Genomic DNA, 15103 nt, shown 5'->3' with positions numbered 1-15103 from the left:
TAATCTATATATTATAGTATATAGATCACCTACATATGGAGGGAAGAAGATGGCAATTGATAAAAGCCTTTTAACCGGAAGCGCCACCATGCTTATCTTAAAGCTACTTGACGAAACGAATATGTACGGCTACCAGATGATTGAAGAACTCAGAAAAAAATCAAACAATACTTTTGAGTTAAAAGCAGGAACATTATATCCATTGCTCCACACCTTAGAGCAAAAGAATATGCTCACTTCTTATGAAGAGACCGCTGATAATGCAAGGGTACGGAAATACTATAGTATAACAAAATTCGGCCGCAAGCATTTGAAAGAGAAAAAAGAAGAATGGAAAGCATATACCGCTGCGGTAAATGGTGTTTTAGGAGGTGCAAGTTTTGCAACAGCCTAGCAAAATTACCGAGTATTTGGAAGCTGTGCGCCAACAGATACGTTGGAAAAAGGCGCAGTCTCCTGTTTTAGAGGAGATTAATAACCATATAACGGATCAAAAGAACGCATTTATAAGTGAGGGAATTAATGAAGAAGCGGCAACCGATAAGGCAATTGCTGAGATGGGTGATCCTATCGTTGTAGGGGAGCAACTTAACCATGCTCATAGACCTAGACCCGATTGGCCGCTGCTTGTAATGACAGCCACTATGCTTCTTTTGGGGCTTGCTATTCAATTATTGATTGGACCTGATCACCTTAATAATGGAGCAGAGATGTTTCAAAAACAGATTGTATGGGCAGGTATTTCAGTCCTTGTGATGGTTGCTGCATATTTCTTAGACTTCACAATCATTGGGAAGTACTCTAAGGTTGTCTTTTTTGCGCTCTGTGCAATAACGATAGCTTATTTGTTCGGAGAGAAAGTAAAAGGTAGCTCGATAAATGCGATTTATCCGCTGTTGCTGTTTCCTACCGCTTTTGCTGGAGTGGTTTACAGCATGAGAAATAAAGGGTATGGTGGACTTATCCTTTGTGTGGCAGCTTTTATTATTCCTGCATACTTATCGATACTCGTACCTACTGTAACGGTGCTCTTTTTTGATTTGTACTTCCTGCCTTATTATTTTGACGGCGGCGGTTGAAAAGGGCTGGTTTAACGTAAGAAAACTATTGGCAATACTTATTATGTATATCTCGACTGCCGCTGTTTTGTCTACACCGTTTATCATGAAGATGGGCAACGGGTATGTTCTGAGGAGAATGCAAATAATATTCAATCCATCGCTTGACCCGACAGGGTCTGGATATATTGGGTCAATGATACAACGGCTTTTGTCCCATTCGCAGTTTATCGGTCAGGGTTTGCCGATAAGCGGTTATGGAGAGTATTCGGCAATAAAGCTTTTGCCCGCAGCCAATACCGATTTTCTTTTGACATACTTGATTTACAGATTTGGATGGATTGTGCTAATCGGAATAATTGCGATATTCTCAGCTTTTACTATGCGTGTTATTCTTCTTTGTAAGAAGCAAAAAAGCGTACTTGGATTTTTGGTTTCACTCGCGATTATATCAACATTTGCAGTACAGTGTATCGTGTATATTGCTTCAAATTTAGGTTTTCTGCTCCTCTTTCCGTTATCGTTACCGATAATCTCTTACGGAGGGCGAGCCCTTGTTACAAATATGTGCCTTATAGGGTTTTTGCTTTCAGTATTCCGAACAGGGGATTTGGTGAAGGATAAAGCTGGGGTTGGGGTAGCAAATTCAAGCCACTTTATTCAATACGATAATGGACAGATTATTATTAATCTAAAAGATCACTTTATTAAATGAGCAGTATTTATAGTTCAGTTAAAGTCGTACTTATATATTTATGCACGTGGGAACAGTTTGTTGCATTTCTATGGTAATTTATAGCACGTTGTGGAGGCAACCCGTTGATTCTAAGAGGAATATGTAAATCAGTCCTGGGCTTTAACGGCCTGGGATTTTGTTTTGTCAGCATAGTATTCATTTTGATCTACTCAACTGCTGGCATTTTTCGAAAAAATACTTGACAATAAACGCCTACAGATGTAAGCTATAATTGTTAGTAGGATTACAAATGTAGGCAGGTGGAAAAAATGCAAAACATCCCGCAAATAACCGATGCTGAATGGTTGGTAATGAAAGTATTATGGAATGAGTCTCCTCTCGGTTCCAGCGATGTCGTTAATGAGTTGAAGGGGACAACTGACTGGAAACCAAAAACAATTAAAACATTGCTTAGTCGATTGGTTACTAAAAATGCCGTATCTTATGACGTTGGAAGCCGAGGATATTCATATTATCCTTTAGTTTCTGAAAACGAATGTGCCAAAGAAGAAGCAAGGTCATTCTTAGGTCGTGTTTATAACGGTTCTCTTAATCTTCTAGTTAAAAACTTTATCGAAAACAAAGAGCTTTCGGCAGAAGAAATAGAAGAGCTTAAGAAACTCTTAGAAGATAAATAATCCGAACGGGGGTGATTTTATTGGAAATAGAGTTAGTCTTCAATTGGGTTATTAAAACGTCTATTATGGCTAGTATTTTGGCGGTCCTAATTTTGCTGGTAAACTATGCACTGCGAAATAAACTGGATGCCAAGTGGCAATATGCGATCTGGATGCTGCTGATCATTCGATTACTAATACCTTACGATATTCAAAGTCCGTGGAGCATTTACAGCTTATTACCCAATAATTCGGTACCAATTCCGATGGTCAATCAAGCGAATATTAGGATGACAGATAACGATACTCAAATCGATATATCCGGAAAAGAAATCCAGTTAACGAATGATCAATCTATTATCAACAAACAAAGCAATACCAAAGCGGAAGGATCTATTGCTAAGAATTTGTTTAATAGCTGGATATTAGCAATTCTATGGTTAGTCGGGGTTTTAGTTCTAGCTAGTCTGACAATAGCTGCAAACCTCAGATTTAATTCAAAAGTAAGACGAGAACCTTTTATAACAGACGCAAGAATGTCCAACCTCATGCAAGAATGTACCAGCAAACTGGGTATCAGAAAAAACCTTCCAATAATAATTACGGATCGTATAGATGCACCTTGTCTTTACGGAATATTAAGTCCCAAACTTCTTCTTCCTAAACCCCTGGTCAAGCGGCTTAATGAAGAAAATATCAGACATATTTTTATCCATGAACTAACTCATTATAAAAGGAACGATATACTTATTAATTGGCTGGCCGTTGCCGCACAAATAGTCCATTGGTTTAACCCCTTAATTTGGTACTCTTTTGCGAAAATGCGTGAAGACTGCGAGTTAGCTTGTGATGCCGATACCTTAAGTTTTTTAAAGCCGGAAGAGTATCAAAGCTATGGCTTATCCATCATCAATTTAGTAACCCCTGCTCAAGTTCCATGGCTCCCAGGAACAACCGGTTTCTTTGGAAACAAAAACAATCATCAAATTAAGAGGAGAATCAAAATGATCAAGTTATTTCAGAAACCCACTTTGAAATGGACATGTACTGCGGTCGTTATATTCATTAGTTTAGGCTTGGTAGGTTTTACTAACTCAATATCAAACGCTACTCCTGCAGCTGGAGCTAGCACTTCGAAACAAACGGCCCAGTCTAATCAATTATCTATTGTAACGGATGGAAGTTTTGACTACCACAAGTACCTCTCTTTTACCCCCTTACTCCCAACTTACACCGCAGGGTATCAGCTTACAGATTCGACAGCATATAAGGAAATTACCCCTCCAGGCAATAATGTTAGTCGTTACTTAGCTAGTTATGGCAACGGCGATGGATTTAAATTTAGGATCCACGAGACAACAAGCCCAGAAGGGATGTATCCTTTGTATTTTGCTGATGCGGCTCAAGCACCAAAAACTCAAATCCAAATTGGTGATGTACCGGCAACACTATATGTGAGTGAATCTGTTGATTATATTCAATTCATAAAAAATGGTATTGAGTACACAGCAGGCAGTCGACACGACGGAGGTATTTCGCTTGATGAGTTGAAGAAAATCTGCGAAAGTATAGTCGTTCCAGTGAATAGCCCTCCTACCAACTTTTTTATTGATAAAACGGGTCCTACGGCTTCTGAGGGGTTAAGTTTTAAAACACTTCAACCGGGAGATATCGTTATTCCGCAGGGGCAGAAATTCGAAGTCGCATCCTCCAGCATAGATATCGAAGGGGACGAAAAGTCAGAAGTCTTTAGATTGTCCTATACTGCAGGAGCATCAATTTTAAATGTAGAGATAGGTAAAGGAGACCACCCGTTCGGAGAACCGACTCCAGTGTTAACGCCAGACTCTGATTTTGATACGAAACAAATTGACGGAACTGAAGTTAAACTGCGGCGTAAAAACGACAATCAGAATTTGCCAGCTGCTAAGTTTACAATCCCCGAGAATAGTTTGGAATGTATGCTTTATACGACGGTGCAGGAATCTGAAGTTGAGAAAGTGGTGACATCAATTTTGCAAGCTTATTCAAAGCTGTAACAGGAGGCATCACTTCAGCTTCAATCAAGAGATTAGGATATTCAAAGTGAATAACCTAATCTCTTGATTAGTTTTTCAATGGGGCTCCCTCAATCATCGACCTCTTCAAACTCAAGTAATGACTTAACCGCTGAACAAGCTGGGTATAGTTCTCATTATCCTAAACTAGAAATCACCAATGGAACAACCAAACTCATTTGGGCTAGGGGAGACGCTAATTATACTTCCAACCCTGTAGAGTTGATTAGTAATACAAATTTCGGCTTAGATATTGAAGAAGCCATGAAATTACCAGTCAGCGTTTTTAAGCCAGAATTGCGGATAGAGTTTAAGGCTGACGAAGCATCACACACTAAGAGAGCGGACTACATTTATTACGGGGATTTCCGTGGGAAGACTTTGCAGTATTACGTAGGAGTCGATATTAGTTATATAAACAAAGAGGCAATTTTTTGGTATTGACATATATAGATAATCTATATATTATAGTATATAGATTATCTATATATGGAGGCACGAATATGGCAATCGATAAAAGCCTTTTAACCGGAAGCACCACCATGCTTATCTTAAAGCTACTTGACGAAACGAATATGTACGGCTACCAGATGATTGAAGAACTTAGAAAAAAATCAAACAATGCTTTTGAGTTAAAAGCAGGAACATTATATCCACTGCTCCACACCTTAGAGCAAAAGAATATGCTCACTTCTTATGAAGAGACCGCTGATAATGCGAGGGTGCGGAAATACTATAGTATAACAAAGAATGGTCGCAAGCAGTTGAAGGAGAAAAAAGAAGAATGGAAAGCATATACCGCTGCGGTAAATGGTGTTTTAGGAGGTGCAAGTTTTGCAACAGCCTAGCAAAATTACCGAGTATTTGGAAGCTGTGCGCCAACAGATACGTTGGAAAAAGGTGCAATCTCCTGTTTTAGAGGAAATTAAAAACCACATAATCGATCAAAAGGACGCCTTCATTAGTGATGGACTTAATGAAGAAGAGGCAACAGACAAGGCAATTGCGGAGATGGGCGACCCTATTGTTGTCGGGGAGCAGCTTGACCGTGCTCATAGACCTAGGCTTATTGGCATGGGTATAGGAATACTTTTAGTTATAGGTATTTTAGGGACAGCGGATATGGGTTACAATCTATTACGAATTATTGGGGTGGGAAACCAAATAGTGCTTGGGATATATATCCCAATGCTAGGAGAACTAATTTACCTAGTCGGAGTGTTTGTGATCATATCTTCACTTGCAGCTATTTTTGCTCCAAGGAATATAAGTAAAGCCATAATTTGGTGTCAAGGGTTTATCCTGACAGCTATTTACTTATCCGAAGTATCCCCTCGTATTAGGTTTGTTCTACTTTTGGTTGCTGTCAATGTCATTAGCTTCCTTGTCTTATATCAAATCAGTAAAAGTGTTAAAATTGGTCTAGTGTCGACTGTAACGAGCTTTGCTGGACTTTTTCTATTAGTGGTAGGCACCCAAATTAATTGTTATATGTACAACCACGGAGTGAATGGCAGCTATGGCGGGTTTGAGAATGTCCCTAAAGCCTTAGCAATCATTTTTATTGTGTGCTTGGTTCCTCAACTACTGATGGCGGCTTTCATATGGTCAAAAAATCCTAGTCCTCTCCATACAAAGGAATTCTAGGACATTTCATCTGAACCAATAAATAGCACTTTCGTCCAATCGACAATAAGGATGAGGGGGATAAGAAAATAATTGCCATAATCGCTCTGGCTTTTTTACACTTATGGATGCTATTATGGCAGGAATCCAAGGAAACATGTGGAATGCTAGATTGAATTAGTTGTCGGCATACGGTATCGTATCTAGACGCAAGGCAATTTGCAATTTGCCTTACCCCGCCGGGGAAAATCATCCGAACTGGTGTGGAGATATGTGCCAGAGGGTTGCCCCATACCCTTAAATATATCAGGGTTGTGTGACATCCTGTAAAAATAATCTTACGGCATGCCTTATTAAGGAGGCGGCGATCTATGAAGTCCAAAGTTATTATTCTAGTGCTTACGCTTGTGCTGCTTGTATTGATTGGAATACCTACCACTGTTGCATCGTGGGCCAAATTCAATACATCCGACCTGGTCCAAAATTCCGATGTCATTTTACTGGGAAAGATTGTTGGGCCAGTTGAAGAGTCACAGGGAGTAGCAGATGGTATTTCAGGCTGGGTAACATACTGGCGGGTAGAAGTGTTTTATTATCTCAAGGGAGATAACGAGACAAAGGATTTTTACGTTGTGACTCCTGGTGCGAAAAACAAAACGGTCAGTTCGGCAAATGATTATAGACTAGACGAATGGGGTAGTACTGTAGTTCTTTTCTTGAGAAAAGATGGGGACTCATATGTTCCACTATCTCCACAAGGAGTGGTAACAATTGAAAAGATCGGGTATTCACCGAAAGCTGACGAACCCTTAAACGGAAAGAGAATTTTGGCTGAATTCAATATTACTAACCCTCAGACAAATACCAAAGAGGATTTTGAACGGTTTATTTTAGAAAACAGCGTGCCTGTCATTCCAACAAATGTTTCGGCAAACTTGCCTTTAAACATCCGGTCCGGCAATGTTAATAACATATACAACAATGCTATTTTCTCTAGAATTCTAATGGGTTTGTTGATTATTTCAGGATTAGTGATTATTGTGATGTTGTTACTTCGGCACAGAAGTAGAGTTTCGTGAAGAATCTGCAAGGCCGGACAACACATAATCAATTTATCGTGACTGGACCATAAGAGGAACTACGGGGGGAAGAAAATGTTAGGCAGGATGGGCAAGGTATTAGGATATTAAACCTGGTGACGTTGAAAATTATTGTGAATCGTTGGCCCCAATTGATGAACAGATTTGTGAATTGCTAGCCAAGCGCAAAGAATAATCCGGGATTTCCACCTCTTGATGCAATTTCATCTTCCATCATTAAACCGGCAATCTCGGGACTAGTTGTCTGCATTATCGGAATTTTATTTATTGGAAGAGACGGAAGTCTAAAACCTGAAAAATAAAACCCTCTCTGATTAGTTGGAGAGGGTTTTACTAATTCACATGGTTCTTTTTGGTCCACTTGAACACAAACTAAAGAAGGTTGTAAGACAGCAATGTAGAAATATAGCTTATTAAGATAATATTGGAAATGGGATAGAGGGTTAAACAATGCCAAAGGCAAAAATCTTGAAGAAAGAAGTTGAAAGAAGATGCTGAAGGGTAAGGGAAATTTTATAAAACACATGGGCAGGTTGATTATAGATTTCAGTAATAGACCTGTTTTCAGGGTAGTTATAATGATTGTAATTGCAGCAGCGGTTACTGTTATAAGAGTGACATCTTCAGAATCTGATAAAGCTGAGAATGAAAGAGACCTCCTCCAAAAATTTAATATAAGTAAGAACGAAATGATCTTTAATGCACTCGAAAGTAAATCCGCAATAACCAGATATAAACCCTTCATAAGTGAGGAGGCCATAAAGCTTAATTCCCTGGAAAAAACCTTTATGGGTTCGGATTTTTACCGGAAGGAACGAATGATCCCGCTGACAGTTTCTAAGGATCCTAAATATTTTGTAGCCTATAAAATCAGAAATGAGAGTATGTCAGCTAAGAATGAGCTTGTTCTAATAGGAATGCCCAGACAGTTAATTGATTTATATCTGGTTGACCTGAGTGAAAATAAGGCAGTAAACATAGGGAAAACGGAATTTGTAATAAACCATGCATGGTCGGAAGACGGTAAACTTTTATCTCTTGTTTCCCATAAGTCGGTAAAAATTCTGGATCTTGCTGCAGGAAGTATATCGGAAGTGCCTATGCACTATGAAACCGATATATACAATACAAACTGGGGATCTGATAATCGTACATTATATATTCATCTGGATACTACAGCAAACTATTATGCTTATGATACGCTTTCGAAAGAAATGGTAAAGGTGAGGGGTAGATTCAAGGATGGTGATATTGTTTACAGAGGTAAGGCCAGCAGCAAGATTCTAACCAGCAAGGGTGAGCGGGTTGGTACAGCCAAGGGGCTTTATTGTGGGGAATCAGCGGAGAAACTACTGTTTGATGGTGAAGTTATTATCCATGATATCAATGAAGGAAGGATACTGGTTTCATACGACAGTGACAACCCTGGAGGTGGTACCCGTTTTACACTGGCAGACCATGATGCAAATACAGGTGAGAATAGAATCCTGTATAGTGAAGGCAGTATTCACAGTGTATGGAAGATATTTAAGGCTTCTTATCTTAAAACCACCGGAGATATAATTTATACAACGTTTGAGACTAACGACCTTGGTGTGAGGTACCTTCTTGTGCGCATAGAACCGGACGGGAAGGAGACGATTACCCAGGTGCCGTCTCCCTTATACATTGTTACACCGGGAGAAAATATTCTGCATTTTGCTGTTTTTAAAGACGGTGAAAGCTGTATTATCGACACTGTAAACTTTAAGTTTATCTCAGAGGGATATGGCAAGGAATATAAAAACAGTGATATCAGGGATACCATGTTTCGCGTTCTTAACATATACGGATCAGACACCCCGAATATTGAAGAAATAAAGCAGATTTTTATCAATACATATGACCCGATACCCCAGGAAGCCCTTGAAAACATTTTGCTTGAAGCGGAAAACACAAAATACTGGAAGTCCATAAAGCAGGAGATAGGAAAGAATGTTACTATGACATTTAAACTGAATGATACCTGCAGCAGGGCATCTGTTATCCTGAACGGAGGATATTACAGAGGACCTCATGAGCTGGTGAAAAAAGAAGACAATTGGTATGTTACCGGATTTTCCACTTGGCCGGAAAGCAAAGAACGAAATGATGTTTACAGGGCTTGTACCCGATATATTGAAAATGAAATAAAAGCAGGCGAAGCAGAGGATGAAATCAATAGAAAGGAAGACAAAGACGATTATGCTGTGAAAACAGCGGCTCTGCTGAATAAAATCCGCACACAATCCTTCAAAATTGAGGTTGGAGAAATTGAACTATGGGCTATGAGTGACCCGCATAGGGCGGTATACCCTGATGCAAAAGAGGCAAGAGTAAAAATTGTTGTGACGCTAAATGATGGTTCAACTGAAAAATACCAGGCATATTTCTCAAGGCCGGATTCTGGAGATGTCTGGGTATGTAAAGGGTTGGGGAAGCTGTCGGCCAGCCTGTTCCCGAGGTAATAAGTCTATTATACCTCGCATGCGGAAAAGGACTTACGGTCAATAGATTTAAACGGTGATGTTCCAGAGGAAATACCTTTACCAGACATGGGTCAGGAAAACTTCTTCGTCGACCGCATTACAGGTTTTGGCGATTTCCTGTACGTTGCAGCCTATTTCGATGGAGAAAACCGCATTATACGTGTGGATTTAAAAACACGTGAAACAACTATACTTGCTGATGGTTTTGGCGGGGTATGGAGGATATGCTCAGATGGGAAAACACTTTATGCCTATGACACAAAGTCTCCTGCCGTATAGAAAAGGAAATATTACGGCGATTCCTCTTGAATAGTGCATGCTTAAAAGAATGTCAACTACTCAAGAAAAGCCTTAACAAGTCCTATGAAATTTTGCAGGGGGATGAGGCCCTTTATGTATGAAGGACAAATTTTGATTGTGCCTTCTTATGTCGCCATAACTGGTACATAACTTTTAGGGCGTGGCGGTTTAGTGCAACCTAGTATTCTCTAGCGGTTGTACGACTGCTTCTAGCGTGACAAGTGAAACTGAAGCTAAGATTAACCAACTCGAAGCTGAGAATCATACGCTTAAAGACAGGGTTGCCTCATTTGAAAATGAAATGTTAAGATTAAAGGCCGAAGTTGCTTCATTTGAGCAACGGTTATCGTTGAATAACATGGATTATCCTTCTTCTAAGAGGTTTGTTCCTAAGCCTTCGCAAATTCGTGCTCTGCCACTGGACGATGCAATAATATTTCGGCCAATTGAACAAAACTCTGTGGTAACGGTTTTTAATGCAGCCACTTCTGAGAACCTGGAACTATGGTTATATGTTAGCGTACCAGTATATGATAGTCCGACAAATATGAAAGGTTGGATTCCAGAAAAAGATACAGTTGCACTGACAGTAGATAATGTGAAACTGGCACAAAGCGATGTCACGCTTGGCGAGGGTACGAAGATTTACGAAGTATTTGAGTTTGAAAAGATTTCAGTGACTAAACCAGTTCAAGCAGATAACGAACAGCGAGGACGGATAGAAGAGAAGAAAGATGGTTGGGTTCGACTATCTTGTCCAGGTGGGTTGACCATTTGGGTAATGGAGAAAGATTTAAAGTATCCTGAAATAGAGTAGATGAAGAACGGAGTACGCAACATTACAGCGCTTCCGACGCTTGGTTAAGATGCATGTGGTGGGAATGCGTCGGCAATACTCAGACCGCTATTTTCAAGATGCACATTCGTCGCGCCGTCCTGGCGTAAAATGGGGTTTAGTAATACTCTAAGAGGTGAATTCTGGTGTGCAAGAAGCTAAATTTATATACCATAGTTATTGCCATACTGATATTTAGCATGATTGGGTGTTCAACACCTACAAGTAATAGTATTGGAGACATCGTAGAGTCGTATTATAAAAAGCATGAACCGTCTAATAAAGGCAAGACTCAGATTTTTGCCCAAAAGGCTTATAAGGATAGCACTTTAGTATTAACTGAAAAGTACACTGGCGATGGGTATCATATCACGAATTTGTTTTTACTAGATGATAACAAGAGAATTATTAAGAAAGCTCAAGGAGCGACACCAATCAGTATGTGTTTTATTGTCAATGTTATTGAATATGACGGAAGCAAAATATTATTTGGTACCTTTAACGATTCAACTTGGCTGATTGAACCCGATAAAAAGAAACCAGTTAATATACAGAACATCATGGTGAGATTTAAAAATAGTGAGGTATATACCGATAAAGTGGAAAAGGGCTTTATTATCTATTCAAGATCTTTATCTAATGTTGAATTTGTTGAGCTATATGACGATAATGGTAAACTACAGAGCGATTTGAATGATTTGCGAAGATATGGAAGCGTGTTTAATGAAGTTTCATTTGTTGATACAGTGCAGTAGGAAGAGCGGTCGGTGTTAAAGGGCTCACGTTCCCTTTGAGGTGGAAATTTAGAGCCTAAAAGGTTGGGAGGGAGAATGAGCTTCACTGTTCCCCTTCGTCCGGTGGAGAATGTAGACAATGGCGAAAGCAATTCTCAGGGTGTAGCACTTTTGATTACGAACCAAAATGGAGAAAAAGTGTACAGGTGGTCCCATGATAAAGGCTTTTTAACTGTCATTGTGGATGCTAAGTTAAGAAAATATGAAAGGCTTTCATTTTCGGAAATCTGGGACTACAAGGATAATGAAGGCAACAGAGTTCTACCAGGGAAATACACCATTACCGTGAAAATTCCGGCCAAACTTAAGGACATAGGAACCTTTGACCTGGGTGAATTAAAGGCGGCAAAAGATATTGAAGTTAAAATGACAATGATATTCGCAACCGCTAAATGTAAAGTAAATGGCAAGAGGAGAAAAGTGTATGCTGATTATTTTTGCTGCGACACAAAATAAAGAAAACCGCAGCAGACTTGAAGCTTTGTATGAAGAACATGCTTCTAGGATGTATAAGGTAGCATATAGGATTTTAAATGATGAACATCTGGCTCAGGACGCTGTTCAGGAAGCTTTTATCAATATTTCCAATAATCTTGAAAAAATTATTGGAACTGACTGTAACAAAATAAGGGTTTTATTCGTTATTATTGTTAGAAACGTTTCCATTGATATCTATCGACTGAGGAAAAAGCAATACAGCGTTTCTATCGAAGAGATTGAAGAAGATTTATCCGAATCGGGACCAAGCGTTGAAGAAATTCTAATGAATAGTGAAACTTTTACCAGAGTGGCAGAAAAAATTAAGGAATTACATCCGTCTTATGCCGATATTCTTTCGCTTAAATTTTTTTATCACTATGAAGATGAGGAAATATCCCGGATTTTAAATATTACACCCGAAAACATCCGAACACGGCTTCACCGGGCCAGAAAGAGTCTGATCAAATTATTATCTCAGGAACAGGAGGCGACAAATCATGAGTGAACACGAATCAGCGAAGGTGCAAGCAAAGGAAAAAATGCTGGAAGCACTCTTCGAATATGCCGCTGCCTGTCATGTCGAAAACATAATCGCTGAGAATCCGATTGAGGATGATTCTGCTTCCGATTTTGCCCTTCCGCCCGAATTTGACCGGAGAATGAAGAGACTGATTGCCAGGCATGACAGAAAAGAAACATTTAACAAAATAATAAAAAGGACCGTCAGGTTCCTGCCAAAAGCAGCGATCTTTTTGCTGGTCTTGTTAGGGAGTTTTACTATAGTTGTGGCTAGTGTTCAAGCTTTAAGAGTGAAAGCATTAAATATCATTCTGAATATTCATAATCAATATACCAGCATTCAAACGACACACGAAAATAACGGTCAAACGAAACAGGCTACCGAGCAAATCCCACCGAACTGGAGTGGATATGTTCCCAACTACATTCCCCATGGTTTTAAAGTTGTAAAAACAGAAGAACGTGATATGTTAAATGCTATTTATTATTCAAATGAGCAAGGCCAAACCATTCGATTCACCCAGTATCGAAGTAGCGATACAGACTTAAGAGTAGATACGGAAGGTGCCACTGTACAAAATATTTCAATACACAACAGCGATGCACTTTTAGCCGAGAAACAAGGACTTGTCAGTATTGTCTGGAAGGAAGAATTTCTGTTTTCCCTTATAGGAGAAGTAGATAAAGCAGAGATGATTAAAATGGCTGAAAGTATAAGCCGAAAATAAATGAAAATCTTTCCAAAAAAAGTGTCACAAAAAGCCGCCTTCTTTCGTTTATTTGTATGAAGGGATAAATGAAGGGAGGTGAAAAACTATGCCAAAAAAGTACCCACACCAATTTTACAAGTTCTTGCTTCCATTTCCATAACTAGCATAATCTCAGATCATTAATTGGTGAAAATAAGTGAGGAGAAAGAGTATGAAAAAAATAATAGCATTGGTAACTTCCTTAGTTTTAATTATGGGGTTTTCGAGTAGTACAGTTTTCGCAAGTAAATCTAATATTGCAAATCAATTAACAAATAACCAAAGAAAAATTCTAAAAGTTTATGGTTTGTCGGAAAAGGAAATGTCAAATATTACCTTAGATACTATTCGTGATACTCTTAAAAATGGCAAAATTGTTGATACCTCAGTCTTTGGTAAGGCCCCTGTAGATGATGGCACAAATAAAATACCCGAGCGTTTAAAAGAAAAATTTAATAGCTTAAATCTTTCAGAGCAGCAATTAGAAGGTCTTCGTCGAGCAGGACATACGTTTGATGAGATAGCAAATAAAGATAAAAGCACAATTAATTCTATGCTTGCTGCAAGCACTTTGACGGCAACTCCTCCTTATGGTTATAACAATTATCCAAATATTCCTGATGGTGGCGGGGCAGTTAACTATTTTAACCCGGCTGTATCTATTACATCTAGCGATATAGCCTGGTATGTAAGTGCTTCTAAACAATATACAAAGCATATCTTTAATTTATCATCAGATCCTGCGTACGGAACATATTCTTATTATCTTTACGGTGAATGGGATGGTACCTCTGTAGACCCAGATGGTGCCTATGATGGGATTCCAGGTGGAACTCATGAAGGAGTAGACGTAAAATATAATTATGGGGCAAATGTTTACAATGCTACCCCAGGTACAGTCTTAACTGCTGTTACTGGAGGACCTCTTGACGGTTATGTTCAAGTCTATGATAGTTACTTGGTTGAATCAATTACGTACATGCATGTAAACAATACCGCTTTAAGTCAAAATGACCCTGTGTACACATCAACCCAATTGGGTACACAGTCTACACAAATGGGACACGTACATTTTCAGGCATATGATTCCGGTACTAAGATACCTACAGGTAAGGATGATACACTAGAATGTAGAATCCCATATGGCTTTATGACTTGGCACATTTAACAAAAATATTTATTTTCTGATTTAAAAGATATATTCAATATTTGTTCTTGAAGTAAGACAGCACTAGAAGATACCCCCTACTGCTGTCTTACTTCTCTAACCAAAGAAAGGAACTTAAATCATATGAAAAAGATAGTTCTTTTAATGATGATCATTGTTTCACTTCTTGTTAGTGGATGTTCGAAAAATGCGAAACAGGTTAAAAACCCCACATTTGAGGAAAATAACAAGACAGAAATAAAAATATCTGATATTTCCCTAAACGGATATGATATGGAAAAGTTATCTTTTCCAGCTGCAGAGAATTTTAGACTTCAGAGTATTCGATGGATAGATGATAAATCTATGTTGATAATAATAGATGACCGTTCACCTACACACCAGGATAATCTTACCTCTCGAATATACTACATAACCATTCAAGAAGATAAAGAACCTCGTTTAATTTATGATGGTTCTTTTATAGGAATGGACCAAATTATTTGGCTTAAAAAGTTAACAACTGGTGACCTGCTTCTTGAAGGACTTGATAGAGCGTTACGTATTGACTTAAAAAA

19 protein-coding genes are annotated in these 15103 nt (G+C 38.9%); 18 read left to right on the top strand and 1 reads right to left on the bottom strand.

The window, feature by feature from the left end; all coding sequences use genetic code 11:
• Window positions 1-49 precede the first annotated feature (49 nt).
• The 9 genes from UF75_RS19565 to UF75_RS19530 all read left to right on the top strand — a co-directional run bounded on the left by UF75_RS19565 (window position 50) and on the right by UF75_RS19530 (window position 7173).
• Window positions 50-394, top strand: a complete 345-nt coding sequence (locus UF75_RS19565; RefSeq protein ID WP_045576249.1) for a helix-turn-helix transcriptional regulator — start codon at window positions 50-52, stop codon at window positions 392-394.
• Entirely contained in the window at window positions 381-1079 is a 699-nt protein-coding gene (locus UF75_RS30375) for a permease prefix domain 1-containing protein (protein WP_242860351.1), read from the top strand. The genes UF75_RS19565 and UF75_RS30375 overlap by 14 nt, the downstream gene beginning before the upstream one ends.
• Before the next feature lie 28 nt (window positions 1080-1107).
• Entirely contained in the window at window positions 1108-1773 is a 666-nt protein-coding gene (locus tag UF75_RS30370) for an FtsW/RodA/SpoVE family cell cycle protein (RefSeq protein ID WP_242860350.1), read from the top strand.
• Between the two features lie 290 nt (window positions 1774-2063).
• Window positions 2064-2432: a BlaI/MecI/CopY family transcriptional regulator gene (locus UF75_RS19555; protein WP_045576248.1), complete on the top strand. Its 369-nt coding sequence runs from the start codon at window positions 2064-2066 to the stop codon at window positions 2430-2432.
• A gap of 20 nt (window positions 2433-2452) precedes the next feature.
• Window positions 2453-4450, top strand: a complete 1998-nt coding sequence (locus tag UF75_RS19550) for a M56 family metallopeptidase (RefSeq protein ID WP_045576247.1) — start codon at window positions 2453-2455, stop codon at window positions 4448-4450.
• A 63-nt stretch (window positions 4451-4513) separates the two neighbouring features.
• The gene (locus tag UF75_RS19545; RefSeq protein WP_045576246.1) at window positions 4514-4912 is read left to right on the top strand and encodes a hypothetical protein; all 399 of its coding nucleotides are present in this window, start codon (window positions 4514-4516) and stop codon (window positions 4910-4912) included.
• A gap of 59 nt (window positions 4913-4971) precedes the next feature.
• Window positions 4972-5316 (top strand): helix-turn-helix transcriptional regulator, encoded by a 345-nt coding sequence (locus UF75_RS19540; RefSeq protein ID WP_045576245.1) that lies wholly within the window; start codon window positions 4972-4974, stop codon window positions 5314-5316.
• Window positions 5303-6115 (top strand): permease prefix domain 1-containing protein, encoded by an 813-nt coding sequence (locus UF75_RS19535; protein WP_045576244.1) that lies wholly within the window; start codon window positions 5303-5305, stop codon window positions 6113-6115. The genes UF75_RS19540 and UF75_RS19535 overlap by 14 nt, the downstream gene beginning before the upstream one ends.
• A gap of 350 nt (window positions 6116-6465) precedes the next feature.
• Complete coding sequence (locus UF75_RS19530) at window positions 6466-7173, top strand: hypothetical protein (RefSeq protein WP_045576243.1); 708 nt, start codon at window positions 6466-6468, stop codon at window positions 7171-7173.
• A 175-nt stretch (window positions 7174-7348) separates the two neighbouring features.
• Here the strand turns inward: UF75_RS19530 and UF75_RS19525 are convergent, their stop codons facing one another.
• Window positions 7349-7555 carry a hypothetical protein gene (locus tag UF75_RS19525; RefSeq protein ID WP_156146523.1) on the bottom strand — a complete coding sequence of 69 codons (207 nt, stop codon included), beginning with the start codon at window positions 7553-7555 and terminating at the stop codon, window positions 7349-7351.
• A 130-nt stretch (window positions 7556-7685) separates the two neighbouring features.
• On the opposite strand from UF75_RS19525, the gene UF75_RS19520 reads away from it, so the two are divergent.
• The 9 genes from UF75_RS19520 to UF75_RS19480 form a co-directional block, all read left to right on the top strand.
• Entirely contained in the window at window positions 7686-9680 is a 1995-nt protein-coding gene (locus tag UF75_RS19520) for a hypothetical protein (protein ID WP_045576241.1), read from the top strand.
• Window positions 9681-9767: 87 nt separating this feature from the next.
• Window positions 9768-9980 (top strand): hypothetical protein, encoded by a 213-nt coding sequence (locus UF75_RS29305; protein ID WP_045576240.1) that lies wholly within the window; start codon window positions 9768-9770, stop codon window positions 9978-9980.
• Window positions 9981-10215: 235 nt separating this feature from the next.
• Window positions 10216-10818 carry a bZIP transcription factor gene (locus UF75_RS19510; RefSeq protein WP_045576239.1) on the top strand — a complete coding sequence of 201 codons (603 nt, stop codon included), beginning with the start codon at window positions 10216-10218 and terminating at the stop codon, window positions 10816-10818.
• A gap of 164 nt (window positions 10819-10982) precedes the next feature.
• Window positions 10983-11591 carry a hypothetical protein gene (locus tag UF75_RS19505; protein ID WP_242860349.1) on the top strand — a complete coding sequence of 203 codons (609 nt, stop codon included), beginning with the start codon at window positions 10983-10985 and terminating at the stop codon, window positions 11589-11591.
• A 102-nt stretch (window positions 11592-11693) separates the two neighbouring features.
• Entirely contained in the window at window positions 11694-12086 is a 393-nt protein-coding gene (locus UF75_RS19500; RefSeq protein WP_207642490.1) for a BsuPI-related putative proteinase inhibitor, read from the top strand.
• Window positions 12055-12615, top strand: coding sequence for an RNA polymerase sigma factor (locus UF75_RS19495; RefSeq protein WP_045576236.1), 561 nt, complete (start codon window positions 12055-12057; stop codon window positions 12613-12615). Before UF75_RS19500 ends, UF75_RS19495 begins: the two co-directional genes overlap by 32 nt.
• Complete coding sequence (locus tag UF75_RS19490) at window positions 12608-13357, top strand: DUF4367 domain-containing protein (protein WP_045576235.1); 750 nt, start codon at window positions 12608-12610, stop codon at window positions 13355-13357. Before UF75_RS19495 ends, UF75_RS19490 begins: the two co-directional genes overlap by 8 nt.
• A gap of 193 nt (window positions 13358-13550) precedes the next feature.
• Window positions 13551-14546, top strand: a complete 996-nt coding sequence (locus tag UF75_RS19485; protein WP_045576234.1) for a M23 family metallopeptidase — start codon at window positions 13551-13553, stop codon at window positions 14544-14546.
• Between the two features lie 123 nt (window positions 14547-14669).
• A partial coding sequence (locus UF75_RS19480) for a hypothetical protein (RefSeq protein ID WP_045576233.1) occupies window positions 14670-15103 on the top strand: 434 nt, incomplete at its 3' end.

Origin of the sequence: Desulfosporosinus sp. I2, assembly GCF_000960765.1 — a bacterium.
Taxonomy (GTDB): domain Bacteria; phylum Bacillota; class Desulfitobacteriia; order Desulfitobacteriales; family Desulfitobacteriaceae; genus Desulfosporosinus.
Note: the sequence above shows the minus strand (reverse complement) of the source record. Positions and strands in the feature narration are given on the sequence as shown.

What these genes read in the sequence shown, in the direction of transcription:
- UF75_RS19565 (WP_045576249.1), top strand. Translation starts at nt 50, where the DNA reads ATGGCAATTGATAAAAGCCTTTTAACCGGAAGCGCCACCATGCTTATC.
- UF75_RS19555 (WP_045576248.1), top strand. Translation starts at nt 2,064, where the DNA reads ATGCAAAACATCCCGCAAATAACCGATGCTGAATGGTTGGTAATGAAA.
- UF75_RS19540 (WP_045576245.1), top strand. Translation starts at nt 4,972, where the DNA reads ATGGCAATCGATAAAAGCCTTTTAACCGGAAGCACCACCATGCTTATC.
- UF75_RS19530 (WP_045576243.1), top strand. Translation starts at nt 6,466, where the DNA reads ATGAAGTCCAAAGTTATTATTCTAGTGCTTACGCTTGTGCTGCTTGTA.
- UF75_RS19520 (WP_045576241.1), top strand. Translation starts at nt 7,686, where the DNA reads ATGCTGAAGGGTAAGGGAAATTTTATAAAACACATGGGCAGGTTGATT.
- UF75_RS29305 (WP_045576240.1), top strand. Translation starts at nt 9,768, where the DNA reads ATGGGTCAGGAAAACTTCTTCGTCGACCGCATTACAGGTTTTGGCGAT.
- UF75_RS19495 (WP_045576236.1), top strand. Translation starts at nt 12,055, where the DNA reads ATGCTGATTATTTTTGCTGCGACACAAAATAAAGAAAACCGCAGCAGA.
- UF75_RS19490 (WP_045576235.1), top strand. Translation starts at nt 12,608, where the DNA reads ATGAGTGAACACGAATCAGCGAAGGTGCAAGCAAAGGAAAAAATGCTG.
- UF75_RS19485 (WP_045576234.1), top strand. Translation starts at nt 13,551, where the DNA reads ATGAAAAAAATAATAGCATTGGTAACTTCCTTAGTTTTAATTATGGGG.